Source organism: Pseudovibrio sp. Tun.PSC04-5.I4 (assembly GCF_900104145.1).
Taxonomy (GTDB): domain Bacteria; phylum Pseudomonadota; class Alphaproteobacteria; order Rhizobiales; family Stappiaceae; genus Pseudovibrio.
The window spans coordinates 530,650-556,846 of the sequence record NZ_FNLB01000008.1 but is presented as its reverse complement, the minus strand read 5'-3'; the positions used below and the strand labels follow the sequence as shown (position 1 = coordinate 556,846).

Here is a 26,197-nt window from a genome sequence, read left to right as displayed (position 1 = left end):
AATTCAGTCGATCAGCCTCCTAGCTTGTGCCGTTTTGGTGCTAGGCAAAAAATTTTTGCAACAGAGCCCGTGTCTCTACAGAAGAGCAGAATCTAAGAATGCAAGAGCAAGCTTTGAGCGATGCTGGCTGCGAAGAGATTCTAGCTGACAGAGGGGTGTGGGGCAATGCTGTTGTCAAACCTCAGCTCGCGCGCCTTCTCGATAAAGCACGAGATGGGGATACCATTGTAGTTTGGCGGCTGGACCGTCTTTCCCGATCCCTGCAAGACCTCCTTGCTTTGATGGAGGATCTGCAACAGCGTGGTTTGCATCTGCATTCCATCAAACAAAGAACAGGTTGATACCAGTAGCCCAGGCGGAATGCTCTACTTTCATATGGTGGGAGCATTTGCGCAGTTTGAGCGTGACATTATTCGCGAGCGAACCCGGTCAGGCTTGGAAAGTGCGAAGCTTGCGGGTGTGAAGCTTGGCAGGCCGCAAAAGCTAACCGACGAACAATGGCAGGCTTTAAGACCACACATAACACCTCATCCAGATGACAACGGGAAGTGGCAAGGCATCGCGAAAGCAGCAACGTTAGCTGGGGTCAGCAGATCTTCAATCTACCATCGCCTGCAATTGGAAGCGCAATCACTCAGTGATGACTAATGTGGGTTGCCATCAATGTAGAAGGTAGCTGTGTGACCAAACCTGCCATTCACTTAGATACGGGCAGTCCCAACCTGAACGCTATTTCAACTTCAGCTCGATCTTAATCGCCCTTCCGCAGGGTGCAAAACAGACTTTTGTTGCAGGTACGAGCAAACAGATAATCGAGAAGAATGCGACACCCAAAACTGAGAGCTTGCGCAGGGATTTTTTTTGCTTGTATCCGGGAAAAGTCTTGCTTGCCTCGCAAATTTGGCGACAAATGCAATTTATGAGTGAAATTATTCTACAGCGCCGGCTTTGGTATCGCCTTCATAACAAGCTCCACCATGTCGATCAGGAATTCCTTAAGTCCGATAATCGATCACTTATTGTGCTTGGTGAAGCGGGTATGGGTAAAACAACCCTGTTAAATGAATTATTGGGAGTTGAAGGCTTTGCAAGCTGCACTGCTCGCAAGCTCATCAACAGTTCTAGGCCCGACTTACTGCTGGGGCAGGCCAAAACACTTGTGATTGATGCCCTTGATGAATTTGCGGCACGTCGCGAGGGAGATGCAATTGATCTTGTATTGAAGCGTCTTGAGGAAATTGAATTCCCGAGATTCATTCTGTCATGTAGAGTCGCTGATTGGCGGAGTGCAACAGCCCTCGAAGGTATTGCCGACTTTTACGATTCTACTACGCTTGAATTGCACCTCGAACCATTAGAACAAGAAGATGCAATAGCTTTTCTGGCTGCTACCTTGGGTACAGAAGGTGCCAAGCAGGCAATTGACCACTTAGAAACACGCGGGCTGAGCGGTCTCTGGCGTAATCCGCAGACGTTGAAGTTGGTAAAGGCAGTTGTTGAGCAAGGAAAGCTCCCTCTCTCCAAAGGCAAACTATTCTCTGAAGCCACTAAGCTGTTACGGACAGAACACCGACTCACGAAGTCATCTTCGCCCCTGGTTAATCTCTCAGAAGAACAAGTACTCGACGCGGCTGGCGCGGCCTTCGCCGCCCTAATCCTTACAGGCAAGGAAGCTTTGTCGCGAGAAGCGGCCCCAGACGCGATCAATATCGCACTTCCCGAGATCTCTGTATTGCCTAATGCAGCCGCAGCTAGTGATGTGTTGGATTCTCGCCTTTTTGAGGCATGCGCGCCTGAGCGTTTTACCTATACCCACCGTGCTATTGGTGAGTTCTTAGGTGCTCGTTGGATCGCTAAACAAGCCAATACCTCTCGCAAAATGCGGCGGTTATTAAAATTGTTCAATAACCCTTCACTGGTGCCAGCTAGTTTGCGCGGAATTCACGCATGGCTGGCTTTTCACTCACCAGATTTTGCCGACCAGGTAATAACCGCAGATCCAATGGGTCTAATTGAATATGGTGATGCCGACACACTTAATCCTAAACAAGGCAAAGCCCTGTTCAATGCACTACTCACGTTATCGCGTAAAAACCCTCGATTTAGAGGGTGGTCTGAATATCGAGCTGGCGGCCTAATGCAATCCGTCCTCTTACCCAATATTCGTGAGGTCATTGAGGACGATCAAGTTGAGTTTGGTTTGCGCTTGCTTGTCCTTGAAGCTCTCAAAGGTACCGAGCTTGTTCTCAAGTTACACCATGAACTTATGGCAATCCTGCTCGACAGAAGCACTGGATTTGGACTTCGAAACGAGGCAGGTTATCGTCTTTTGGAGCTAATTACTCCACCTGACTGGCTTGATGTTATCGAACAGTTGATTGCACAAGATAGCGAAGACAGCGCACGGCTTGCCAGCATACTAATAGATGAGGTCGGGTATAATCATTTTTCCGACAAGCTAGTGCTCAACACAATAAAAGCACAGCTAGGTCGAACCGAGTACTCAGTGCTTGTATTCTCTAGGCTGGGGAGAAACTTACCTGAGGATCGCATTGATAGGCTTCTTGATGGTCTCGTTGCATTGCAAAAGTCTCTCACCGAGCGCGACGGGCACGCCTCTCCCAACGCGTCACTCGATAACGAGATCACAAACTTGGTGTCATCAAGAGTTACAGTGTCATCAAGAGGTGCAATTTCTGACCTAGCCTTTACTTTGCTCGTCAGGCATCTCACAGACGTAGTTCCTCAGGCAGATAAGCTGTGGTCTTGGTTGCAAGCATTCAACCCTCACCGCGGTGTACAGAGTGAAAGTCGAAAGGCTGTAGCAAAGGTCATGTGTGAGAACGATAAGCTGAGACACGCAGTACAGCGTCATGTGTTCCTTGAATTAGAGAGTGAGAATAATGTCTGGCAGCACCTCGGACTAATGTCCAAGTTGGGATTTCGACCGAGCGAAGATGATGTTGTCTGGCTACTCGATCAGCTTGACTGTGGTGATCCAAATTGGCGTAAAGTAGTTCTACTTTTACAGCACGGGCCGGAGGACGGAGCCTGCATTAGAGCAGCGGCACTCCGATTTATTGTGGACGGCGCTGAAGATAAGGCATGGTTGGAGAAACTCGCCATTCCTGATGTGCCAGATTGGCAGATCGAAAATGAGCAACTGAAGCGTAAACACTTGTCTGAACAGCGGGCTCGGTGGGATCTGGATCGCACCGATTTCACCACTCGCATTGATTTAGTGCAAAGTGGTCATTACGGCAGCGTAGTCGGATTGGCTAAAGCTTACCTGAATTTATTCAACGATATAGGTGATGAGTGCGCAGATGGCTCTGCCAGGATCGAGCAATGGCTAGGTCCCGAGTTGCGAGGCGCCGCGCTTACTGGCTTCGAGGCCTTCCTGACCAGTACTCCGCCGAAGCCCTCCGCCACCGAAATTGCAACCAGTTACGCTGAGGGTCGCAATTGGGATGCATCGTACATTATTGTCGCTGCATTGGCGGAACGATCGCGTACCGGACGCGGTTTCAATGATCTTCCGGATGAACGTTTGATGGCTGGCTACATTCAGCTCGTACAAAGTCAGATTAAAGATCATGCGGGAATAATAGATCTCGATGTTCAACTTGAAAGTGAGCTCCGTGCCAGAGAGCAGTGGGAGGCAGTTCAGCGCCTCTTAATTGAACCACAACTTGATAAAGGTCTCCAACACATCACTGGTTTGTATAACCTGATGTGCAACACCGAGGATGTGGAACTAGCTGCTCATCTTGCAGCAGAGTGGCTTGGGAAATATGAGGATATGTCTGCTGAGACGGAGTCCGAGATTCTTGACCTGCTACTGCAACGCCCAGCTGAAACAGTCACCATCAGCAATTTGCTACCTAGTCGCTTGGAATTGGAGCTTAATGATGAGCGCCGTCTTATGTGGGATGCAATTGGCTTAATCCTCGATTTCGAAACCACATGTGCACGTCTTGAACAGACTGGTACTATAAACAAAGACCTCTTGTGGGAACTCCGCAAGCGAACCGGCAAACCAAAACGGACCGCAAAACCTATTTCACTTGATGTGAAACTCGTCTCTTGGTCGATTGGCACGTTTAGGAATGCTTACACTTACGCTAGTTGGCCAAGTGGCTCTACCAGAGGTGACACCAACTCCTGGGATGCGGCTGATTATCTAATTGCTCTCATTAACCGGCTAGGTGACAATGTGTCCCCGAGCGCGACTGAAGCACTAGAGGAACTGAGAGAGGCTCCAGAAGATGGCTATACGCCGCAATTGCGTGTTGCACTCGCCGAGCAGAAACGTAAGCGAGTAGAAGCCGAGTGGGAAGCACATGACTTATCAACTGTCACGAACGCGATCACTGATGCCTCGCCGAAAACAGGTACTCAACTTCAATCAGTAATGCTTGATGAGTTGGCTCAAGTGCAGTTGAAGATCCGTGGTAGCGACGTCAACTGGTACAAAGACTTCTTCGATGGTGACGTGCCCAAAAAAGAGGACGATTGCAGGGATACCATTCTGAAGATGTTTGAAGGTAATCTGCCGTTTGGTATTAGTGCATTGCCAGAGGGCCATTTGGCAGATGACAAGCGTTGCGATATTGAATGTATACTTCCGGGTATAATGGTTCCGATTGAGCTGAAGGGGCAGTGGCACGAAAAACTTTGGACTGCAGCGGATCGACAGCTTGACCGCCTATATACGAGCGACTGGCGCGCAGAACGCGGTATATACGTAGTGCTTTGGTTCGGTACTAACGCCTCCAAAAAGCCATGTAAGCCTCCAAAGGGCATTAAGCCACCACAGTCAGCAGACGAGCTCCGAGACGCTCTCGCCGCACAAAGCGCTTCTACTCGTGAGGGACGCACTGAAATAGTGGTGCTAGATCTGACGCGGTCAGCATGATGAAACGTATGTCCGTTTTAGACCAATTTGACGCGTCCGTCAGGAATAACGGCATCACATTAGTCTGCGGATTACCGCGCGTTGGGCGTACCTCGCTCCTTGCCGATTTGCAGTCTCGGCGCACCGACACCAAGCATTGCCAAGAAGTTGCAGGTGTTCCGCATGAGGCTGGTATATTTGTCTTAGATGATGTGGGTGTTGCATCTGTGGATGCAATCATTGCCAAAGTGCGACAGGCCGATAAATGCGGTCTACAAAGACACCTAGTTGTTGCTCCGAATGATCTCGCCACCATGGATTGTTTGCAAACAGCGCTAACAGGTATTGTTGATGTGGTTGAGGTCCCTCCTCTTCAAATCAATGAAGTAGCAGCCGGAATGATCACACAATCCTCCGCTGAAGGGCCAATAATAGATACAATTGCCGGAGCATCACCACCAAGAAACAAAGAGAGATTCGACTTAGATCAACACTGGCTCCGTGGAGGTCTCCCCCAAAGCCTTAACGCGGAAAGTGATGCTCAAAGCTTCGACTGGCGATGTAAAATGCTGGAGAGCCTCTTGATCCGTGATTATACCAGGTGGGATATTCAAAGAACTTTCCAATTACGCGACGTATTCATATGGCTCGCGAGGCGGAATGGTTCTGAACTAGGCGCAACCGGTTACCTTGACTTTAAACGACAAGAACTAATCTCTTTCGTCCATGTGCTTGAGAGACTGGGGCTGGTGCGACGGTTATTCAATACGGCTCCTGAAACAAAACCAAAAATATTTGTGCGGGACACAGGCATCCTTTACGCACTCTTAGGCATAGAGACCTCGATCCAGCTACGATCACATTCATCGATTGGAAGCAGCTTTGAAAGTTACGCGATGGAAGCTCTAATCCTTGCGGCAAATGGGACTTGCAAAGCGAATTTTTACCGCAAAAAAGGGAGCCGTGGTGAAGATGAAATCGATTTGGTTCTAGACTTCCCGTCCCAGAACGATAGGTTAGTTGCCATTGAGTTTAAGGTAGGTTCAGCTCGTAAAGAAGAAAACGGTTTCCATAACGGTTGCGCCGATTTGAAAGTAGCTAAGCAAGACCAGTTTGTGGTTCACTCAGGTGAGAAACCCGTATTTGGAACGGGAGTTCCTCGTCTAGATTTAAAAACCGCAATCAAGCGGATTGCCGAGATAGCACGCGTTAGCTCGTGAAACTCTGCTCTCACCTTTTCTGTAAGACTACGTGCCGCCGTATGTGTAACCTGTCAAAAAGCGGGTACTTTGAATTCAAACGATAAAATTTGAGATATTCAATAATATTCCAAAGTATTCTTTTTTTATGTGTGCCATGCCTCTTTGTTGTTGTTTATCAAGGTCATGTCAAACACGAGGAGTTACGGCATGACCAAAATTAAATCCCACAAAAAAAGCAGCACCAAAGATTTATCAGGTGCGAAAACCTCATATGATCGCAAGGCAGACACCTTGAACGCAAACAAAGGTGTGCCAGGTCAGAATAAAACTCGCGCCAAAAATCAAGGAAATCGTGGAAAGCAGTTGAATCCAAACCAAAATCCATAAACTGTCAATATCGCCCACCCTAGTATTCAATGGTTGGGCGTACTCTTAAGGTTATGGGATGGCAAAGAAACAGAAGTATAAACAAACTCAAGAATTGCTACGGATTGCATTGAAGGCTGGGCTCACCCAAACGGAAGCGGCAAAGCTGTGCCGAACTCAACAGAGCCAAGTTAGTAAATGGAAAAATGGGGAAGCGTTAGCCAACGTTGACCAGGTCAAGCCGCTGCTCGACAGATATGGTTATCTATTGAAGCAAGGTCCGTTTAAAATCTACCAATTTGTTAAAGACAATGGCGAACTTGCTTTCCTTAAGGTAGAAGGAAAATTGTTGCTGCGGGAGAAGTTTCGTTCGTTTGCATCACCGGGTTGCGGCAACTCATCCAAACAGAAGTCTTGCATACGGGTAACGATCCATTGTCATGGCGAGGGCCGATACTCAGTTGTATTCGAAGCCACCACCTCTCCCGCCCCATCCAAGAGTACTGAGCACGTGCTAACATTCAACGATAGGCATGCTGAGTGGCGTGCACTGCCCCTTGACGAACAAAATGTTCGAACGATTAGTGCCGATGAATTGGTAGCGTTCGTATCCACGCTTCATCACTTAAGTAAACACGAGGAATGGTGGCAGCACTTCCAAGGACTGCAAGCATTGCCTTTATTGACGGTTGAGGCTTTGTCACGGCAGGGAGTGATCCTTGAAAAGGTTGAAACGTTCAAGCTTTAAGAATAGTCTGGTACTCCAACCAAACCAATCACGTCTAAAGTGACGTCAAATTGGCATCATCGATTGATGATTGATGCATCAGGTTGTGGGTCCGAAAGGAACGCCTTTGGGTTTGACCTTATTGTCGCCTGGATGCGCCATAATCGATTTAGGTTCCGAACGGGACGAAACGCTGCGGGTTCCTAATCCGTCTCGTAGCGGTTCCTTCTCAAGGGGATTGGGGTGGGCGGCTGCCAAGCCGTGGATCGTTCCAGTTCGAACTTCCGCTGCTTGGTAGCAACACTGCATTACACCGCACTGGGTAAGTGCTTGGGCACTCCATCGCTTGTGGTAGTTTTCACATACTCCGCAGGGCGCTAGCGATTCAATAATAACTGCGTGTTCATCAGACTGATTACCAAAGCCTCTGAATTGGCCTCGTTCTACCTCTGATGGAGCCGCCTGAAGGGCTGCTGTTGGCCCCTTGGTCCTGAATGCCTTTGACCTGAGCTTGCTACCAATATTCGGTCTTCATAAGATGCAAAAGTGGTTGCACATGAATCGGGGATATTGAAATGAACAAGATCCGCAGAGCTAGTCCCGATGATTTGGAGGCACTCTACCGTATTTCGGTTCAAACAGGCCATTTGGGCGATGATGCAAGCCGTTTGTATATTGATTATAGAATGATGGGGCACATATATTCGGCCCCCTATCTAAAATACTCACCTCAACTCGCTTACGTGATTGAGCACCATAACCAAGTAGTAGGTTATTGTGTTGGCACAAATAATACCGTCGAATTTGAAGCAGTCCTGGAATCTCAATGGTGGCCGAGCTTAAGACAAAGATACTCAAAACCAGACGAAGGAATGCGATCGACTTGGACTGCGGATGAACGTCGATGCCAGATGATCCATGTTCCTGAAAAAACACCAGAACAGATTTCTATATGCTTTCCTGCTCATCTACACATGAACCTTCTCCCTGTTATACAAGGGCAAGGCATGGGTGCCCTGCTTCTTGACACATGGATGCGGTGTGCCAAGCGACATGGGGTAGCTGCTGTACATGTTGGCGCGAATGCAAAGAACGCTAAAGCCATTCGCTTTTGGCAGAAACATGGGTTTAGCGAAATTGACGCACTGGCTTCAAGAACAGCATGGATGGGCCGCTTCGTGTCATGCTCCTGATACCTCTCATCTAAAGCTAAAATCACCAATGCGATTTATCTCAACCCATGATGAAACCACCTGAGTGGCTGCTTGTGGCCCGACGAAACGAGCCTAAGAGGGCCAAATGGGGTAGTTACGGGTAAGGGCGCAATCTTGCGCAAAGATCACCCGAAATCGAGTTGTGCGGTTGCGCGGAAGTAATCTCCGATGATGTTTTTGGTAAACCAGCCCCCCTGGTCAGTTGTTACGAACTTTAGGTAGCCGTCTTCGTCCAGTTCATCGGCGCTCATTGCTGAGATGAAACTCATAGCTTCAATGAGCATCTGTTTCCCTTCATTCAGTAAGAGCTCTTTTGGCTGGTAGCTCTTGAGGTAGGGTAAGCACGACTCAGCAATCCCTTTGCCTTTGCCCCAAAGGTTGGAGCCCGGCCAAAGTTGTTCGTTTAGGATATCGAGAGACAGGCCATTTAGTAGTGCCAAACATCCCCGTTCAAAAAGCCAGCAGTAGCGACGAGTTTCGGCATATTCGCGTTCATAGCACACGGTCAGGTACTTCCAGTACTCGTGCTTTGAATATTCTGGGATGACGTAGACATTCGTTGGCTCGTGTAGGTTTTCTTCGAAGTAATGCAAGATGTCTCGCCGCACCTCGTGCATTTCGTGCCACTTCACGGGCACCTTTGTTCCATCAAGGTCAATGCGGAAAAGGATTGAATCAGTCATTCATGAGGTCGCTTTGTTCAATTGGCGCTTCGCAATCGCCAGGATGGGACATAGTACCGAAGCCAATTCGACATTAAAAGACTAGGCTTTTGAGTTTTTGGGACTGGAAGTTCTAGTAATAGGTTGTTTAAAAATAAGGACTTGAGCGAACGTTAGGTAACAAACTAGGAGTTGTAAACCTCTTTTCAGTGGAACGTTGCACAGCCCTGCGAACGACAACAACGGGTCATCCGATGTAATCGCTCGTATGCTCGAACAAGGGGGAAATCGAGTTCTGAGGATGACTGTTTAATAGTTTCACCAATCTGTACTCAATCCCTGATGGAAGCCCCTGAGTGGCAGTTTGTGGCCCTTCACGTCTTGGATGGCCAATTGCGCAATGGGTTTGTCGCGCCGCGGCGAACGGCAACAAAGTCAGCATAGCAAAAACCATTGGCACTCCGGGTGAGCAGTTAAAATGAGCCTGTGCGGTCATCAATGAGGTCGCATGCCTTCGCAAGCGCAACATGTCGAGCTAACGGTGAATCTTGGTGACGGAGTGAATTGCGGCGTATCATAGCAAGTGTTCGAAGCTTGCTTTTGACTCCAGAGGAGCTGATACGCCTATGACAGATGATAGTGTTATCCCGCTTGTGCAGCCAGGGGAATTTCAAGATGCGCTCACGGAAGTTTTGCGTTCGGGTGCACAGCAACTTTTGCGAGCGGCCATTGAGAGTGAAGTCATGAGCGTGCTTTCGCTTTACTCGGACTTAAAATTACCAGATGGCCGTCAGCGGGTGGTCCGGCATGGGCATTTGCCAGAGCGCCAGGTCCAAACTGGGGTTGGGCCTGTCACGGTCAGCAAACCTCGGATCCGGGATCGAGATGAGAATGCAGAAGAGAAAATTCATTACCATTCCAATCTGTTACCTAATTATCTGCGCCGTTCAACCAGTCTTGATGAATTGATCCCAGCGCTCTATTTGCGTGGGGTTTCCACCAATGATGTTCAGCAAGCTTTAAGTGCTTTGTTGGGTGTTGATGCTCCCAACCTTTCGCCGGATGTCATCCGCGGCCTTGTCAAAAGCTGGCGATCTTTATGGGAAGAGTGGAAAACTCGAGACCTGTCAGCGCGCAACTACGTTTATATGTGGGCAGATGGCATCTATCTGAAAGCCCGGGGAGAACGGGAAAGTCGCTGTATTCTGGTGTTGATCGGGGCAACACCGGAAGGCAAGAAAGAGCTGATTGGCTTTGATGATGGCTACCGGGAAGATACTCAGAGCTGGCGGGAACTATTGCTTGCTCTCAAAGCTCGTGGCCTGCAGATCGAACCGAAATTAGCAGTGGGAGATGGTGCTCTGGGTTTCTGGGCGGCATTGCGGGAAGTCTTTGGCACAACAAAAGCTCAACGCTGCTGGGTCCACAAGACAATGAACGTCCTAAGCAAAATGCCTAAATCCTTGCAGGCCAAAGCGAAAAAGGATCTACAGGATATCTGGATGGCGGAAAATCGTGCAGATGCAGAGACGGCTTTTGATCTTTTCATAGAGAAATTTGAGGTTAAATACCCCAAAGCCACGCAATGCCTTGCCAAGGATAGGATCGAACTGTTGGCTTTTTATGACTTTCCTGCTGAGCATTGGGGGCATATCAGAACCACCAATCCAATTGAATCAACCTTTGCAACTGTGCGCCATAGAACAAGGCAAACCAAGAATTGCCTCTCCCGGGATACTGCAATGCCAATGGTCTTCATGCTGATCAAGGCAGCGGAGAAGCGCTGGCAGAAATTGAGAGGCAAAAATCAATTGCCTAAGATAATACAGGGTGTCATCTTCACGAATGGCATCGAGAGTGATGCAAACCAAAATCACGCCGCGTGAAACCCATCACCAACTTTTGCGGTTAGCTCCAACATGTCGCGAGGTGACCTAAGCTGACATTCGCCTCAGTGCAGGGGTCTCGCCGGTTTTACGTTCATGCTATTTCTGATTGTGTGCGTTTCCAACGGACCTGAGGTGTGGACGGCAACCCACTTAAGTGCGGTCCATGTACCCTGTGCGGACGAAACTGCTGTTCGCTGCAACTGCTCGAACGACCGCTTAGTTCGCTGTGAGGCGAAACATGACAACTATAGAGAACGCAGCTCGCGAGCGATATTAATACTAGGGGCAACTTCCAACAGAAAGGCAGATACTGCGTTTGTGTGCCAGGCGCGTGACTAGGATACCTTCTTTGTAACCACAAAATAGCTCGATGCACCCTTGAAAATTTCCTCGGTCTCAATGACCTGCAACCTTTCATTGTCCAACAGATCGTCCAAGTCTGCACTCTTGAGTTGTCGAATGGGCACGGGAATAACCCCAACCTTTAACAACGCTTTGACCAACAGAATTTGCAGTGTAACCAAGGCTGACTTTTTGCCCCCCAAGCAAGGTGTTACAGAAATAAACAACCCGCCAGGCTTCAGCAGTTCAACCGTTCTTTGCACAACACTTTCCGGATCAGGCACCGTGTGCAGCATGTTGAATGCCAACACCACATCGAAAGAACCACTCTCGAACTCTTCATCGAAGATATCAGCTTGTTCGAAATCAACGTTGGCAATGCCACCTGTTGTGGCCTTTACCTTTGCGATTTCGATCATCCCGGTTGAGATATCAATCGCGCGCACGCTGTGAACCAAGCTGGAAATCTCGCAGGCGGTTGTGCCTGTTCCACATCCGTAGTCCAACACAATGTCGGTATCCTTCAGATGTCTTTTTGTGTTCTCGCGGCTACGACTATGAATGAACTCAAATTTCTCTTCTGTGTTGTCATAGTTGCTAGCGGATTGATCCCAAAACCTTTCCAATTTGCTCATTCTGTCTTTCCTGTATTTTGAACGTGATCTTGCAGCGTTTCGTCGCAATTGTGAGCTCCACGTCAATGCCCTACTGGGTCTTTCTAGTTGCTTATCTACGCCTTGTTGCGCGGTCGGATTTGATAGTCACAATCAGCAGCAACAAAGCCAAGGCTTCCTGTCGTCTCTTGCTTATACATAATACCCATACACCAATGGTCGTTCTATTGACTAAATACGTTGATTGTGTATACGTAAATCGATGAACTGGCAGGCCGTATCATTCGACTGGAACCAAGTGAGAGCGTTCCACGCTACCGCCTTAGAAGGGTCGTTCAGCGCTGCGGCTCGCGCATTAGATACGACACAACCAACAATCAGCAGACAGATATCCGCTCTCGAAGCTTCACTCAGTGTCACTCTGGTTGACCGCACTGTTAAGGGGCAAACGTTGACCCCAGCGGGGCAAGAACTCTTAGCCCACGTGCGTTCCATGGGTGAGGCTGCAACGCTCCTGTCGATGGCAGCCGACCGTCAGTCGCAAAATATTACCGGGGAAGTCGTGTTAACCGCAACCGACCTTATGGCAGCAGCCTTCTTGCCCGTCATATTGTCTAAACTGCGGAGCCAGGCTCCCGGCATTACAATCCGCATTAACGAGTCCAGTGGAATCCAGGACCTCATGCTACGCGAGGCAGACATCGCGATCCGACACGCCCGACCAGCTCAAAGTGACCTGATAGCAACCCATGTTGGAGACTTGAGAGCCAACTTATACGCTTCAAGCGACTACCTGACACGAGTTGGTCGACCACGCACAAAAGAAGATGTGGCAGACTATGATTTTGTGGGCATCCCCGATCCTGAACGTTTGATTGCGCCGATGAACAACATGGGTATCCCCCTCCGATCCGCAAACTTCGTGATGCAGCCGTGTTCGAGTATGGTCACTTGGGAAATGGTGAAGTCTGGTCATGGCATTTCAATGCTGCCCGAGGTCTTAGGAGAAGTTGAAACTTCTGTCGAAAAAGTACTCGTTGACCTGCCCTCTATGGAGTTCCCTATCTGGCTGGTTACTCACAGAGAACTTCAAACAAGCCCACGGATCAGAACAGTATTTGACCTTTTAGCCAACTATCTTGGAAAGATCGCTGATGCCCGCATCGAAGATACAAGCAGTTTGTCTTCGTTATTATACAATGAACTTCCCTAAACCGGACATTCGCCGCTCTGCTGAAATCCGGTAAATTCGGCTCAACGAACCCGTGGCACATCCAGGTACAATGAGCGCATAGGTCCAACCCAAAAGTACTCGGGAAAGCGCCTGCAGTAACTTCCAAAAGAACTGTCTCAATCCTGGATGGAAATGCTCGGAAATCAGCTGCTGGCCCTGATTACAGGCATGTTGCTCTGTGACCATAACTGCCGTTCACCTAGATAAGGGGCAGTCTCAGCCAGAGCGAGGTTTCAACCTCAGGTCGATCTCATCGAACATGCTATTGAAGACTGATTACTGACGCAGCGGATCTGAGCTGGACATTCACTTGTCTCCCTCAAATATTGAGGTCGTTGCCCGCAAGATGCTTAAGGGACTTAATGTTCACAAATCTCGATCAGTTCTGCCACTTTTGTGTCGCGAGGCCATATATGGAGCTAACGGTGAATCTTGGTGACGGAGTGAATTGCGGCGTATCATAGCAAGTGTTCGAAGCTTGCTTTTGACTCCAGAGGAGCTGATACGCCTATGACAGATGATAGTGTTATCCCGCTTGTGCAGCCAGGGGAATTTCAAGATGCGCTCACGGAAGTTTTGCGTTCGGGTGCACAGCAACTTTTGCGAGCGGCCATTGAGAGTGAAGTCATGAGCGTGCTTTCGCTTTACTCGGACTTAAAATTACCAGATGGCCGTCAGCGGGTGGTCCGGCATGGGCATTTGCCAGAGCGCCAGGTCCAAACTGGGGTTGGGCCTGTCACGGTCAGCAAACCTCGGATCCGGGATCGAGATGAGAATGCAGAAGAGAAAATTCATTACCATTCCAATCTGTTACCTAATTATCTGCGCCGTTCAACCAGTCTTGATGAATTGATCCCAGCGCTCTATTTGCGTGGGGTTTCCACCAATGATGTTCAGCAAGCTTTAAGTGCTTTGTTGGGTGTTGATGCTCCCAACCTTTCGCCGGATGTCATCCGCGGCCTTGTCAAAAGCTGGCGATCTTTATGGGAAGAGTGGAAAACTCGAGACCTGTCAGCGCGCAACTACGTTTATATGTGGGCAGATGGCATCTATCTGAAAGCCCGGGGAGAACGGGAAAGTCGCTGTATTCTGGTGTTGATCGGGGCAACACCGGAAGGCAAGAAAGAGCTGATTGGCTTTGATGATGGCTACCGGGAAGATACTCAGAGCTGGCGGGAACTATTGCTTGCTCTCAAAGCTCGTGGCCTGCAGATCGAACCGAAATTAGCAGTGGGAGATGGTGCTCTGGGTTTCTGGGCGGCATTGCGGGAAGTCTTTGGCACAACAAAAGCTCAACGCTGCTGGGTCCACAAGACAATGAACGTCCTAAGCAAAATGCCTAAATCCTTGCAGGCCAAAGCGAAAAAGGATCTACAGGATATCTGGATGGCGGAAAATCGTGCAGATGCAGAGACGGCTTTTGATCTTTTCATAGAGAAATTTGAGGTTAAATACCCCAAAGCCACGCAATGCCTTGCCAAGGATAGGATCGAACTGTTGGCTTTTTATGACTTTCCTGCTGAGCATTGGGGGCATATCAGAACCACCAATCCAATTGAATCAACCTTTGCAACTGTGCGCCATAGAACAAGGCAAACCAAGAATTGCCTCTCCCGGGATACTGCAATGCCAATGGTCTTCATGCTGATCAAGGCAGCGGAGAAGCGCTGGCAGAAATTGAGAGGCAAAAATCAATTGCCTAAGATAATACAGGGTGTCATCTTCACGAATGGCATCGAGAGTGATGCAAACCAAAATCACGCCGCGTGAAACCCATCACCAACTTTTGCGGTTAGCTCCCATATATGGCCTAATGAGCACCTAGCTCCGATATTGGTCAAATCCAAAAGCACAACCTACAGTTACGCACAAGCATTTTACTCCAAAATTTAAACGTATTTTTTTGGAGTAATTTCAATGCCTAACAGCACACCAATTTCCTCTCCTGTCCTAGTCAATACCGACGAAAACGGAGTGACTTCAATCCGGGTCATCTTCCAGGACTCAGATCTCAGCGATATTCATTCTCTCACTCTGAATACAGATGAAATGACCGGCTCTGGCATAGTGGTTAGCGACGATACATTCCATTACGACCCGGGAACTGCGTTTGACTACCTTGCCGCTGGCGAAACTGCGACCGACACGTTCTCATATACGGTGACCGATGCGGCAGGCGAAAGCTCCACGTCAACGGTTACGATAACTATCACCGGACATAATGATGGGCCGGTTGCGGCTGCACTGGCATCGGAGACAGATGAAAACACCTCGATCACCATCCCCCCTGACGTCACTGACCCAGACAACAACGATACTCATAGTTTCACAGTTGACACATCCGGTACCGTTGGCAGTGTGACTGTAAATGCGGATGGTACTTTCTCCTATGATCCCAATGGTAAGTTCGAACATCTCGGAGCCGGGGAGACTGCGACAGATACCTTTACCTACACAGTGACAGACGCGGTTGGAGAAAGCTCCACGGAAACCGTTACGGTTACAATCAATGGTATCGACTCAAACACCTCACCGGACACTTTCCCATACGAGTTCACGACCGACGAAGATACCAAAATTGTTTTTCGCACTATCTTCCATGACCCAGATGTGGGCGATACCCACACTTACTCGCTTAATACTGACGGTCTGGAAGGGACTTTGACTGAGACAGGCGATGGTGTTTTTGAATACGATCCGGGTACGGATTTTGATTACCTGGCAGTTGGGGAAACCGGCACCACCACCTTCACCTACACGGTAACTGACAGCTTTGGGGCAAGTGACACCGATACCATAACCATCACAGTCACTGGCCGGAATGATAGGCCTGTTGCGTCTGCAATGAATGTGAGCACCAGTGAGAGCAGTCCACTTGTGATTACGCCAGACTTTACCGACCCAGACGCATCCGACACGCACACCTTTACTGTCGATACAAGCAGCACCACCGGCACCGTGACGCTGAATGATGATGGAACTTTCACCTACAATCCAAACGGCAAGTTTAACGATCTGGATCAAGGTGAAGCCGCCACTGACAGCTTCACCTACACGGTGACAGACAGTGCGGGCGAAAGTTCCACGGAAACCGTTACTGTCACTATTCAAGGCGAAAGCGAGGTCAAGGTTCATCCCGGCAAACTTGTTGCGTCCGATGGTGCCAAGGAGGATTACTTTGGCTCCAACGCACAGGTGAATGATCATGGCGTTGTTGTTGTCGGGTCTCAGGGTGATGATGACAAGGGCAGTAAATCAGGCTCGGTTTATGTCTACACGCCGGATGGCGATGGTTACGTTGAAACCAAGCTGATGGCCTCTGACGGGGCAGCTAATGATGGTTTCGGGATTAAAACGGTGCTCAACAATTCCGGTGTGATCGCCGTCAGTGCTTCCATAGATGGAGACAAAGGCCCTAACTCCGGCTCGATCTACGTCTATACGCCGACAGAAGGGGGAAGCTATTCTGAAGTCAAGCTCACAGCGTCTGATGGGGTGGCTAGGGATGTTCTTGGGTATAATGGCCTGTCGATAAACGCGGACGGGGTGATTGTCGCCACTGCTTATGGCACGACATCCGATCGGATCTATATCTTTACCCCGGATGGTTCAGGTGGCTACACAGAAACGAAACTGGTTGCCTTAGGTGACGATGGCTTCGGCCACAACGTCACCATCAATGATGCAGGTGTCGTATTTGCTGATAGTCCCGGCAAACTGGCTCGCGTTTTCACGCCGGATGGAGAGGGTGGTTATACGGAAATGCAGTTAACCGCTCCAGATTCCAATGCTTCCTTTGGCATAAGCGGTGCAGTTGAGGGCGACGGTACTATCGTGGTTGGCGCGAATTCTGCATTGTATATCTATGAACCGGATGGCAGCGGCAATTATGCGGTCTCTAAGTTGATCACCGAACGGGCTTTTGGCGGTGATCAACTCGCCATCAACGAATCCGGTGTCATCGTGGCCGGGGGGGAGGGCTATAGCGTAGGTAGTAGTTCCAGCCGGGGCATTGTCGGTGTTTATGTGCCGGACGGGTCAGGTAGTTATACGCAAATTTTCCTGACCGCCTATGATGGTGCAACAAGCGACCACTTTGGAAACTCTGTGTCAATCAATGAAGCTGGTGTTATCGCCGTAGGGGCTTACTTTGATGATGATAAGGGCAACAATTCCGGCTCGGCCTATATCTTCGTGCCAAATGACGATGGCAATTATGTTGGCGCTGACGGCACCGTTTACGAGCCTACTGGCACGCCGGTGATTAACTCCTATAGCGAGCATCATGAGGCTGACGGAGACGGGACAGCGTTCAAACTTGTTGCGTCCGATGGTGCCAAGGAGGATTATTTTGGTTCCAACGCACAGGTGAATGATCATGGCGTTGTTGTTGTCGGGTCTCAGGGTGATGATGACAAGGGCAGTAAATCAGGCTCGGTTTATGTCTACACGCCGGATGGCGATGGTTACGTTGAAACCAAGCTGATGGCCTCTGACGGGGCAGCTAATGATGGTTTCGGGATTAAAACGGTGCTCAACAATTCCGGTGTGATCGCCGTCAGTGCTTCCATAGATGGAGACAAAGGCCCTAACTCCGGCTCGATCTACGTCTATACGCCGACAGAAGGGGGAAGCTATTCTGAAGTCAAGCTCACAGCGTCTGATGGGGTGGCTAGGGATGTTCTTGGGTATAATGGCCTGTCGATAAACGCGGACGGGGTGATTGTCGCCACTGCTTATGGCACGACATCCGATCGGATCTATATCTTTACCCCGGATGGTTCAGGTGGCTACACAGAAACGAAACTGGTTGCCTTAGGTGACGATGGCTTCGGCCACAACGTCACCATCAATGATGCAGGTGTCGTATTTGCTGATAGTCCCGGCAAACTGGCTCGCGTTTTCACGCCGGATGGAGAGGGTGGTTATACGGAAATGCAGTTAACCGCTCCAGATTCCAATGCTTCCTTTGGCATAAGCGGTGCAGTTGAGGGCGACGGTACTATCGTGGTTGGCGCGAATTCTGCATTGTATATCTATGAACCGGATGGCAGCGGCAATTATGCGGTCTCTAAGTTGATCACCGAACGGGCTTTTGGCGGTGATCAACTCGCCATCAACGAATCCGGTGTCATCGTGGCCGGGGGGGAGGGCTATAGCGTAGGTAGTAGTTCCAGCCGGGGCATTGTCGGTGTTTATGTGCCGGACGGGTCAGGTAGTTATACGCAAATTTTCCTGACCGCCTATGATGGTGCAACAAGCGACCACTTTGGAAACTCTGTGTCAATCAATGAAGCTGGTGTTATCGCCGTAGGGGCTTACTTTGATGATGATAAGGGCAACAATTCCGGCTCGGCCTATATCTTCGTGCCAAATGACGATGGCAATTATGTTGGCGCTGACGGCACCGTTTACGAGCCTACTGGCACGCCGGTGATCGAAACCTTCGAGACACCATCTCTCGAAATCATTGGAAGCGATGCTGCTGAAACTCTTTTGGCTGGCGATGGCGCTGATGTCATCTACGGCAATGGCGGAGCTGATAGGATCATCGGCGGTGCTGGCGATGACCAGTTATCCGGCGGAGACGGCAATGACACATTTGTGTTTGCTGCTGGTGATATCGGTCATGATGTTATCTCCGGTTTTACTGCTGGAGAGGGCTCTGCCGATGTGATCGAAATCGAAACCGCGGTATTCGCTGATTTTGCAGCCCTCATCGCCGCAGCAGAGGACAGTGGTGCGAATACGGTGATTACATTTAACGATGCTACCTCGATCACTCTTCAGGGTGTGAAGTCTGCTGATCTGCATCAGGACGATTTTCTTTTCGTTTGATCTAGATACCGCCATTGGAAAAGGGGCAATTGTCCCTTTTCCTTTTTTTGCCTGCACAAAACGCTAGGCATTCTAACTTGCGTGTCAAATAAGAAAGACGCGTCGTCAACAATACGAGCAGATCGTTATAGTTTGCCCCTAAGCTTGCTTGATCTGAGTGCAATCAAGAGGAACCCAGAGACTAGAATTGTGCGTGCAGTATTTATACAAAGGCCGAATGACTATTTTAGGGAGGTTAAGCTCTCGCAAAGCGTTTACAAGAGCTTCTAGGCAAGCTGGTTCAACCCCTGATGGAACCGCCTAAACGTCCGCTCGTGGCCCTCAATGCTTGCAACGGCCTCTCACCAGTCTGTGTTCCCGCAATGCGGCGAAGGACAGCTAAGTCTGGTGGGTTCAACTACTCGCTGCAACACATTCGGCAAACTTCTCAGCCACAAGGGGGACTTCGATCTGGAGGCAAAACTCGACCAGTGGGAGCGATTTTACAACCTTCACCAGTCGCTTACGAAGCACTCAGAGAAAAGCTTACAGTCAACGCCTTAATCGCCTCGTGAGTAGCTGCACCTTACAGATCGGTTGAATTGCGACAATCGGGATGCTGTAAAAGCGCAAACAGCAGGAAGCGCGGTGCGAACCCTGCCGAGAGCATAAGTAGGTGTCGTTTAGACTTATCGAATAAGGCCGAACCGAAAACCCTCAGCTACCGCGTGTGTTCTATTCGAAGCATGCAGCTTTCTGGCAGCCGAAGCCAGATACCAGTCCGCAGTATGCTGAGAGATGTTTAGGATCTGACTGATCTCCCAACTTGTCTTGCCTGCAGCTGCCCACTTCAGGCACTCAAGTTCACGAGGAGTAATGCGATGACGAGGACGCCTGATGTTTGAACCAGCTAGTTCACGCACTTTATTACTCGCATAAATACCAACCAGATGAAGAACACTGATTTCGCGTTCATTCAGTCGAACTTCTGGTCCACCAAAAATCAGCATGCCTTGATAGTTCTGAAGGCCACGCACTGGCACACACACTCCGTCATACATTCCGTAATCGCGCGCTTCTGACAGAACCTGCTGTGCAGCTGCAGAAAGATTACTATCACGGGCAACGCTGGACCAAAGGAATGGACGACTAGCAGTACGCGCTTTCGCGACAATCGGATCATTTTGTATGTAATTATGATTGAGATAACGTTGTTGCCATTCAGGCCGCCAACCACTCAACATAATAGACCCATCAAAGGATGCGTTAGCTTCGGGGATCGCGGCAAGACAAAAACTTGTAAAACCAAAAGACTGACCAAGTTCAGCAAGACGCTTAGAAACAAGATCAGGTGTCTCTTCATCATTAACAGATTCAATAAATTCTAGTGCAGCAGTCAATGAGTTCATTTTATACGCCCCTACATATAATGCCTCCAACAATCTTACCTTACGAAATATTCACCTGATTTATAAGGTGAAGCTATTACCCATCATCTACAATTGGCTACCTATTTTCACAATAATAAATAAATGTATTCAATTTTACTTCGCCCCCAATAGAAATATGCCCATAAATATTGGTACTATTAAATTGCACTATGTTTTCTTCAAAAAGATCGTATATGAAAACTTCAGATTCAAAATTAGCAATAGCTTTTTATTGGAAATAATCCATTGAAAAGAGTGCGTTAACATTTAGTTAGTATTTTCTTACTGATACGGTTCCGCATTTAATCCAATGAAAACATTATATTTTTTACACATGGTCGAGATCAGATTTCGTGCTTCTATTTGCCCTGCATAGATGCAAAAACCTCAACGATATGTCTGAGGGGACAACGGGGATAACACCATCCCAGAGCTGCTTTGGGCTCAAAATGCCCCTTATCTTATCGGGCGCTTCACATAATCATATACTGAGAAGAACTCTCCAGAAAGAGACCGTAGTCTCATCTGCAAAGACTTGCGCAACCCTTGCAAGAAACACGTAAAGGTCCGGTCGTGGCCCCTTGTTCCAGGCTCAAAATATTGACCTCTCCTGCAGATATCTTTCTCGACAATACGCTGCTCAGGATTAGATAGTAAAATGATGCCTATTTGCAGGCGTTCTGCCTGCTGATGGACAGCGCCCTGAGAAGTGGGGAGCAGGTCACAACTCCCGGCAAGCCGCTCTTTTCTCCCGTATTCCTCGTCGCTTTAGCCTGATGCACCGCTGCAAGGGCTTACGCCCTCACGGCACCTAGATCGTCGCTCCCCTGACCACAATCTTCCTCGCCTTGTGGGCTGCGGGAGAATGTGGACAGCCTCCCTCCTCACAAGCTCCCGCACACCCGTTTTTTAATGACAAGGAAAATGAAACGGACCTCACAGACGCGGGAGCAACACAAATGAAAATCTCAGACGCCCTCTCAATCCTTGGACTTTCCTCCGGTGCAGACCAAACCGAAATCAAAGCCGCCTACAAGCTTGCAGCAAAAAAATACCATCCAGATTTGAACCCTGCAGGCGGGGAGATGATGAAGCTTGTTAATGCGGCCTATGATGAGTTGCGCAATGCAACCAGCACCGAAACGAGCGAAGAGGCAGATGTGAATTACGGCGAAGAACTCAACGCCGCGCTAAATGCCATCATTAATTTGGAGGGGCTGGAAATTGAGATCTGTGGTGCGTGGATCTGGGTTGGTGGCAATACCTTTCCTCATAAAGAGGTTTTGAAGTCTGCAAGCTTCAAGTTTGCAAGAAAAAAGCAAAAATGGAACTTTCGCCCTTCAGCGTGGAAATCAAAAAGCCGTGGGAACTACTCCATGGAAGATATCAGGGCAACGCATGGAAGCGCCCGCCCATCCCGTCCGGCCTCTCGTGGCTATGCTCTAGGGGTGGCTGCATGACATTGGCAAAAACAGTTTCTCCGGTCGCTGAACTGCTGTTTGAGGGAGAGGGTAAAATCCTCTCCCAAGGCCACACTGTCACGGTAGAGGCCCCCATGGGTGCCTTGGTGATCTACTTCAGGACACAAGGCGGCCGGATTAGTACCAGCGCCAGCCTGCGCAATGATCTGGGAGACAGTCACTATTGGCGCAACCTGAAAGGCTATGCTGAATTGGGAGCGCAGCCCGTTTTGCGGCGCACGTTTGCGCCAGGACGGTTCGCCTCTCAGCCTCAGCAAGTCCTTAGGGAGATTAACCGGCATATCGCAGAGCCAGCGTTACCACTGGCATTCAAAGCACTTGCAGCGATTGCCGACCATCACAACAAAAAACGTAGGATTGCAGCAGCTGTTGAACGTGCAGCCCCAACAGAGGCGCAGGTCAATATCCATGGCCGGTACAGTATGCGCAAAGCGATACGCAACTTTGACCGTGAAGCGCGAGGATCGTTTGAAGTCCGGGCAGACAGCGAATTTTGCGACGTTGAAATTCAGCATCTGTCATTGGAGAAAATGGAGCGATTGCTAGGGTTTCTCAATGAAGGCTAAATGATAAGGGGCGATCTGGCTTGCAAGCTCTGCGCGGGATTTGCCAATCCCACTTTGATCTTACAAACCAGCTCACTCATGTTTGCCAGTGAGCTTGAAGCTGGCAAGCGCCGGGCGCACCCGTCACATGCCAGCTTCAAGCAAGCCGCACCTCATTCATTTTTCCTCGTCGTTTTGACCTGATGCAATGCTTCAAGGGCTTACGCCCTCACGTGAGCTAGTTCGTCGCTCCCCTGACCACAATCTTCCTCACCTTGCGGCTCCGGGAGATCATGGACAGCCTCTTTCCTCACAAGCTCCCGCACACCCGTTTTTTAATGGCAAGGGAAATGAAACGGACCTCATCGGGAGCAAGAACAATGGCTAAACTCACCAAAGCAGAAGCAAAACGCCACGCACAAGCAGTGGAACTGCTCAGCAAAGACGTGCTCACCGAGGAGGACAAGGATTTCGTTTTTCAGAACTGGCATGAAGGTGCTGAGTTTGAAAACGGCTCGCGTGGTGCGTTTTTCACCCCTTGGGATCTGGCTTTTGATTTTTCCTTTGACTGTGGCGGCCACCGCATCATTGACCTTTGCGCCGGTATTGGAATGCTGTCCTTTGCAGTCTACCACCGCTTAAAGGAGCGCAACGACAAAGCGCCGGAAATCGTGTGCATTGAACGCAATCCCGCTTATGTCGCCGTTGGAAAGAAACTGCTTCCAGAGGCAACTTGGATATGCGCCGATGTGTTTGAGTGGGAAGAGCTCAATCTTGGCAGGTTTGATCAAGCGATCAGCAATCCGCCTTTTGGCAAGGTGCGCCGCTCAGGCAATGGCCCAACCTATAAAGGCGGGCTGTTTGAACACCATGTCATAGATATCGCCTCAAAGCTTGCAGATGAGGGAACATTTATCATCCCTCAGAACTCCGCCAGCTTTGCGTATTCTGGAGTTCAGTACCACCGCCAAACCCCAACCAGCGCAGGCGGCAAGTTTGCAGCCAGTCAGGGTTTTGAAATGACGGCGGGAGTGGGCATTGATACCGCCTTTTACCGCAAAAGCTGGAAAGGGGTTTGCCCGCTGTGTGAAGTGGCTTTGATCGACTTTTCACAGTGTCAGGCAAAGGAAATCCAGCCCACTGTCACACCAGCTCCAACACCTTCTGTTGTGCCCGTGGAGCCGGTTTTCCTTCCGCCTCTTGCTGCCATCTCCAACGCAGCCCCAACAGCGCAGCTCTCCCTCTTTTGAGGGGGATACAGGGCCAGTTTGAAAAGGAGATCTGACACTATGGAAGCCAAGCAAGATGCAGCGCATTGGTATTGTGAGGGATGCAAGACGTTTCATTTACCAGCAACAGAGCGGCGGGTTGATGATATGGGGGAGTATTATTGCATCAAGGCTTGGAAACGCCTCATCAACCCGCAAAACACGACTTTTAAGCAGCGGGTGAACTATGCGCGGGAAGGGTTTTGTCTTGGCGAAGACAGCCGCGCCTTTGATAATTGCTTTGAAACGTATGATGGAGCTTTTGTTGTTGCAGCTCTCATGCGCCTTAGTGAAACCGACCGCGAGTTAAAGCAGGCCATTTTGCGCCATATGAGCAAGGCAGGGCTTGCCGAATGGCAGCAGACAACGGCCAGCCTTGCCCACATCCCAACGCACAAGCTTTCTCAAAAAGCAGCCGAACACAGAGCGTTCGAGCAAAATCGTGTTTCTGGGTATGAGCAGCCAAGCCTTTTCTGATGCCTTCCATTGTTCCAGGTCGTCTGATTAACGGGGCGATCTGGCTTGCAAGCTCTGCGCGGGATTTGCCAAGGCCACGTTGTGTGTCACGAAGTCTCTTCGGAGACGAACTGTGTGTAAGATGAGGGTAGGCCCCTCGGAACCGTCTTTCAGGAGGAGGTTCCAAACCACCTTAAGCTGCTGTGGTTAAGAGCCATGGTGGTGAGCGTTAAGGAAAAGGCATTCTAGAAATGTCAGGTGCGTATCAAAGGAGGCGAACGCAAGTGAACCGTTGATGAGGTGTCGAAATGGCTAGATGATGTCAAAACCAGCTACAAGTGGGTAGTTGGGATTAGTTCAGCGGCTACCTGATTACTGGCTGAGCGGCATCCGGCATAAAGACGGCGCGACCTTGATACAGGCTTATGCACGGAACGTGAGAACCTGTCGTCCGGGTGCTAAGGGAGAAGCTCAAGCAGAGGACCTGCAAGAGCCTGAGTACCAAGACCGGGCACAGGGGCGGAGCAGTCCGTAGTAGTGAGGAAAGGTCTTTAATGGACCCGGAGCGAAGGGGCTGCCCTGTTCAGTGGAAATTATTAAACAACCGGCAACGGGATGACTTAATGACAAACACAAAGCCCTTCGATGTTTCCAAACAGCTTGTCTGGGAAGCGTGGAAGCGAGTTAAAGCCAATAGAGGAACCTATGGGATTGATCTTGTAAGCTTGGAAGAGTTTGAGGCTGATCTGCCGAAGAACTTGTACAAGATATGGAATCGGATGTCGTCAGGTTCCTATTTTCCGCCTGCTGTTCGCAGGGTGGATATACCCAAAGATGATGGCCGCACACGACCCCTTGGCATTCCCACAGTGGGAGACCGGGTGGCTCAAACGGTTGTCAAACTGGTGTTGGAACCGCAGATTGATCCAATCTTCCATCCCAATTCCTATGCTTACCGGCCTGGAAAGTCAGCAATCGATGCTGTTGGCCAGACCCGGCAGCGCTGCTGGAAGTATAACTGGGTGGTGGATCTGGATATAATGGGGTTCTTCGATACCCTTCATCATGATCTCCTGATGAAGGCAGTCAAGAAACACACCCAGAACAAGTGGGTGCTGCTTTACATCGAGAGATGGCTGAAAGCGCCTGTTGTCTATCCCGATGGAACAACAGAAAGCAGAACTGTCGGTACGCCACAAGGTGGTGTTGTAAGCCCCTTGCTGGCAAACCTGTTTCTGCACTATGCGCTCGATGTCTGGGTAAGCCGTCACTTTCCGCAGGTTCGTTTTGAACGGTATGCGGATGATGGCGTCTACCATTGTGCTTCTCAAGGTGAAGCGGAAACACTATTGGAAGCGTTAGAGCAACGCTTGAAGGAATGCCACTTATCCCTCCACCCGCAGAAAACTAAGATTGTTTACTGTAAGGATAGATACCGTAAGGGAGCCTATCCTGAGATCAGTTTTGACTTTCTAGGCTTCACCTTCCGGCCAAGACGGGTCATGCCAAAGCATGGAATGGTATCCATTGGATATACACCTGCACTTAGTCGCAAGGCTCTTAAACGGATCGGTACGGTCATCAGGAAGTGGAAACTTCAAAGATGGAGCGGGCGTTCTATTGAAGATATTGCGCGTGTGCTGAACCCGGTTGTGGCTGGGTGGATAGGGTACTATGGACATTTCGGCAGGCGGGAACTCTCTCGCATTTATAACTTGCTCGAATTTGCGCTGATCAGATGGGCTCGGCAGAAATATAAGAAGCTGCGACGTAGTTACCGACAGAGCAAAGCATTCATTGGGCGGTTGCGTAAGCAATCCCCAGAGTTGCTTGTGCATTGGAAACTGTATCGCTTTGGCTGAACAGGAAGAGCCGTATGAGCTGAGAGGTTCACGTACGGTTCTGTGAGAGGCTGGGGGTGAAATCCCCCCGGCCTACTCGACTGATCTCACAAACCAGCTCACTCTTGTTTGCCAGTGGGCTTGAAGCTGGCAAGCGCCGGGCGCACCCACCACATGCCAGCTCCCAGCAAGCCGCACCTCATTCATTTTTC

Annotated in this window: 19 protein-coding genes; 16 read left to right on the top strand and 3 right to left on the bottom strand. The window is 49.6% G+C overall.

Annotated elements, in window-relative coordinates; translation table 11 throughout:
- The first annotated feature begins 98 nt into the window (after positions 1-98).
- The 7 genes from BLS62_RS32445 (at position 99) to BLS62_RS30090 (ending at position 8,385) form a co-directional block, all read left to right on the top strand.
- Entirely contained in the window at positions 99-341 is a 243-nt protein-coding gene (locus BLS62_RS32445; protein ID WP_200798650.1) for a recombinase family protein, read from the top strand.
- Positions 342-360: 19 nt separating this feature from the next.
- Positions 361-648: a recombinase family protein gene (locus BLS62_RS32440; protein WP_200798649.1), complete on the top strand. Its 288-nt coding sequence runs from the start codon at positions 361-363 to the stop codon at positions 646-648.
- 271 nt (positions 649-919) lie between these two features.
- On the top strand, positions 920-4,918 hold the full coding sequence (locus tag BLS62_RS30110; protein ID WP_143521647.1) for an NACHT domain-containing protein: 3,999 nt from the start codon (positions 920-922) through the stop codon (positions 4,916-4,918).
- The gene (locus BLS62_RS30105; RefSeq protein WP_093191526.1) at positions 4,915-6,117 is read left to right on the top strand and encodes a DUF4143 domain-containing protein; all 1,203 of its coding nucleotides are present in this window, start codon (positions 4,915-4,917) and stop codon (positions 6,115-6,117) included. The genes BLS62_RS30110 and BLS62_RS30105 overlap by 4 nt, the downstream gene beginning before the upstream one ends.
- Before the next feature lie 189 nt (positions 6,118-6,306).
- Positions 6,307-6,486, top strand: coding sequence for a hypothetical protein (locus BLS62_RS30100; protein ID WP_093191522.1), 180 nt, complete (start codon positions 6,307-6,309; stop codon positions 6,484-6,486).
- Positions 6,487-6,544: 58 nt separating this feature from the next.
- Positions 6,545-7,213, top strand: coding sequence for a helix-turn-helix domain-containing protein (locus BLS62_RS30095; protein WP_093191518.1), 669 nt, complete (start codon positions 6,545-6,547; stop codon positions 7,211-7,213).
- Positions 7,214-7,767: 554 nt separating this feature from the next.
- Positions 7,768-8,385 (top strand): GNAT family N-acetyltransferase, encoded by a 618-nt coding sequence (locus BLS62_RS30090; RefSeq protein ID WP_093191514.1) that lies wholly within the window; start codon positions 7,768-7,770, stop codon positions 8,383-8,385.
- Positions 8,386-8,531: 146 nt separating this feature from the next.
- Here BLS62_RS30090 and BLS62_RS30085 read toward each other — a convergent pair whose 3' ends face one another.
- The gene (locus tag BLS62_RS30085) at positions 8,532-9,089 is read right to left on the bottom strand and encodes a hypothetical protein (RefSeq protein ID WP_093191511.1); all 558 of its coding nucleotides are present in this window, start codon (positions 9,087-9,089) and stop codon (positions 8,532-8,534) included.
- Between the two features lie 605 nt (positions 9,090-9,694).
- On the opposite strand from BLS62_RS30085, the gene BLS62_RS30080 reads away from it, so the two are divergent.
- The gene (locus BLS62_RS30080; RefSeq protein WP_093175281.1) at positions 9,695-10,954 is read left to right on the top strand and encodes an IS256 family transposase; all 1,260 of its coding nucleotides are present in this window, start codon (positions 9,695-9,697) and stop codon (positions 10,952-10,954) included.
- A 338-nt stretch (positions 10,955-11,292) separates the two neighbouring features.
- On the opposite strand, the gene BLS62_RS30075 is transcribed toward BLS62_RS30080, so the two are convergent.
- Positions 11,293-11,934, bottom strand: coding sequence for a class I SAM-dependent methyltransferase (locus BLS62_RS30075; protein ID WP_093191507.1), 642 nt, complete (start codon positions 11,932-11,934; stop codon positions 11,293-11,295).
- A gap of 277 nt (positions 11,935-12,211) precedes the next feature.
- Here BLS62_RS30075 and BLS62_RS30070 point away from each other — a divergent pair, with 277 nt between their 5' ends.
- The 3 genes from BLS62_RS30070 (at position 12,212) to BLS62_RS30060 (ending at position 18,985) form a co-directional block, all read left to right on the top strand.
- Positions 12,212-13,126: a LysR family transcriptional regulator gene (locus BLS62_RS30070; protein WP_244283689.1), complete on the top strand. Its 915-nt coding sequence runs from the start codon at positions 12,212-12,214 to the stop codon at positions 13,124-13,126.
- A 531-nt stretch (positions 13,127-13,657) separates the two neighbouring features.
- On the top strand, positions 13,658-14,917 hold the full coding sequence (locus tag BLS62_RS30065; protein ID WP_093175281.1) for an IS256 family transposase: 1,260 nt from the start codon (positions 13,658-13,660) through the stop codon (positions 14,915-14,917).
- Positions 14,918-15,064: 147 nt separating this feature from the next.
- A complete protein-coding gene (locus BLS62_RS30060; protein ID WP_093191501.1) occupies positions 15,065-18,985 on the top strand; it encodes a beta strand repeat-containing protein in 3,921 nt (1,306 codons plus the stop codon).
- 668 nt (positions 18,986-19,653) lie between these two features.
- Here the strand turns inward: BLS62_RS30060 and BLS62_RS30055 are convergent.
- The gene (locus BLS62_RS30055) at positions 19,654-20,373 is read right to left on the bottom strand and encodes a LuxR family transcriptional regulator (RefSeq protein WP_093191498.1); all 720 of its coding nucleotides are present in this window, start codon (positions 20,371-20,373) and stop codon (positions 19,654-19,656) included.
- Between the two features lie 980 nt (positions 20,374-21,353).
- Between BLS62_RS30055 and BLS62_RS30050 the strand changes: the two genes are divergently transcribed.
- From BLS62_RS30050 to ltrA, 5 genes are all read left to right on the top strand, one after another.
- A complete protein-coding gene (locus BLS62_RS30050; RefSeq protein WP_093191495.1) occupies positions 21,354-21,854 on the top strand; it encodes a DnaJ domain-containing protein in 501 nt (166 codons plus the stop codon).
- Positions 21,851-22,441, top strand: coding sequence for a hypothetical protein (locus tag BLS62_RS30045; protein ID WP_093191492.1), 591 nt, complete (start codon positions 21,851-21,853; stop codon positions 22,439-22,441). Before BLS62_RS30050 ends, BLS62_RS30045 begins: the two co-directional genes overlap by 4 nt.
- 359 nt (positions 22,442-22,800) lie before the next feature.
- Positions 22,801-23,670 carry a class I SAM-dependent methyltransferase gene (locus tag BLS62_RS30035; protein WP_200798648.1) on the top strand — a complete coding sequence of 290 codons (870 nt, stop codon included), beginning with the start codon at positions 22,801-22,803 and terminating at the stop codon, positions 23,668-23,670.
- Between the two features lie 39 nt (positions 23,671-23,709).
- A complete protein-coding gene (locus tag BLS62_RS30030) occupies positions 23,710-24,165 on the top strand; it encodes a hypothetical protein (protein WP_093191487.1) in 456 nt (151 codons plus the stop codon).
- A 602-nt stretch (positions 24,166-24,767) separates the two neighbouring features.
- Positions 24,768-26,006: a group II intron reverse transcriptase/maturase gene (gene ltrA / locus BLS62_RS30025; protein ID WP_200798628.1), complete on the top strand. Its 1,239-nt coding sequence runs from the start codon at positions 24,768-24,770 to the stop codon at positions 26,004-26,006.
- The last annotated feature ends 191 nt before the right edge of the window (positions 26,007-26,197 follow it).

What these genes read in the sequence shown, in the direction of transcription:
- BLS62_RS32445 (WP_200798650.1), top strand. Translation starts at nt 99, where the DNA reads ATGCAAGAGCAAGCTTTGAGCGATGCTGGCTGCGAAGAGATTCTAGCT.
- BLS62_RS32440 (WP_200798649.1), top strand. Translation starts at nt 361, where the DNA reads ATGCTCTACTTTCATATGGTGGGAGCATTTGCGCAGTTTGAGCGTGAC.
- BLS62_RS30110 (WP_143521647.1), top strand. Translation starts at nt 920, where the DNA reads ATGAGTGAAATTATTCTACAGCGCCGGCTTTGGTATCGCCTTCATAAC.
- BLS62_RS30105 (WP_093191526.1), top strand. Translation starts at nt 4,915, where the DNA reads ATGATGAAACGTATGTCCGTTTTAGACCAATTTGACGCGTCCGTCAGG.
- BLS62_RS30100 (WP_093191522.1), top strand. Translation starts at nt 6,307, where the DNA reads ATGACCAAAATTAAATCCCACAAAAAAAGCAGCACCAAAGATTTATCA.
- BLS62_RS30095 (WP_093191518.1), top strand. Translation starts at nt 6,545, where the DNA reads ATGGCAAAGAAACAGAAGTATAAACAAACTCAAGAATTGCTACGGATT.
- BLS62_RS30090 (WP_093191514.1), top strand. Translation starts at nt 7,768, where the DNA reads ATGAACAAGATCCGCAGAGCTAGTCCCGATGATTTGGAGGCACTCTAC.
- BLS62_RS30085 (WP_093191511.1), bottom strand. Translation starts at nt 9,089, where the DNA reads ATGACTGATTCAATCCTTTTCCGCATTGACCTTGATGGAACAAAGGTG.
- BLS62_RS30080 (WP_093175281.1), top strand. Translation starts at nt 9,695, where the DNA reads ATGACAGATGATAGTGTTATCCCGCTTGTGCAGCCAGGGGAATTTCAA.
- BLS62_RS30075 (WP_093191507.1), bottom strand. Translation starts at nt 11,934, where the DNA reads ATGAGCAAATTGGAAAGGTTTTGGGATCAATCCGCTAGCAACTATGAC.
- BLS62_RS30065 (WP_093175281.1), top strand. Translation starts at nt 13,658, where the DNA reads ATGACAGATGATAGTGTTATCCCGCTTGTGCAGCCAGGGGAATTTCAA.
- BLS62_RS30060 (WP_093191501.1), top strand. Translation starts at nt 15,065, where the DNA reads ATGCCTAACAGCACACCAATTTCCTCTCCTGTCCTAGTCAATACCGAC.
- BLS62_RS30055 (WP_093191498.1), bottom strand. Translation starts at nt 20,373, where the DNA reads ATGAACTCATTGACTGCTGCACTAGAATTTATTGAATCTGTTAATGAT.
- BLS62_RS30050 (WP_093191495.1), top strand. Translation starts at nt 21,354, where the DNA reads ATGAAAATCTCAGACGCCCTCTCAATCCTTGGACTTTCCTCCGGTGCA.
- BLS62_RS30045 (WP_093191492.1), top strand. Translation starts at nt 21,851, where the DNA reads ATGACATTGGCAAAAACAGTTTCTCCGGTCGCTGAACTGCTGTTTGAG.
- BLS62_RS30035 (WP_200798648.1), top strand. Translation starts at nt 22,801, where the DNA reads ATGGCTAAACTCACCAAAGCAGAAGCAAAACGCCACGCACAAGCAGTG.
- BLS62_RS30030 (WP_093191487.1), top strand. Translation starts at nt 23,710, where the DNA reads ATGGAAGCCAAGCAAGATGCAGCGCATTGGTATTGTGAGGGATGCAAG.
- ltrA (WP_200798628.1), top strand. Translation starts at nt 24,768, where the DNA reads ATGACAAACACAAAGCCCTTCGATGTTTCCAAACAGCTTGTCTGGGAA.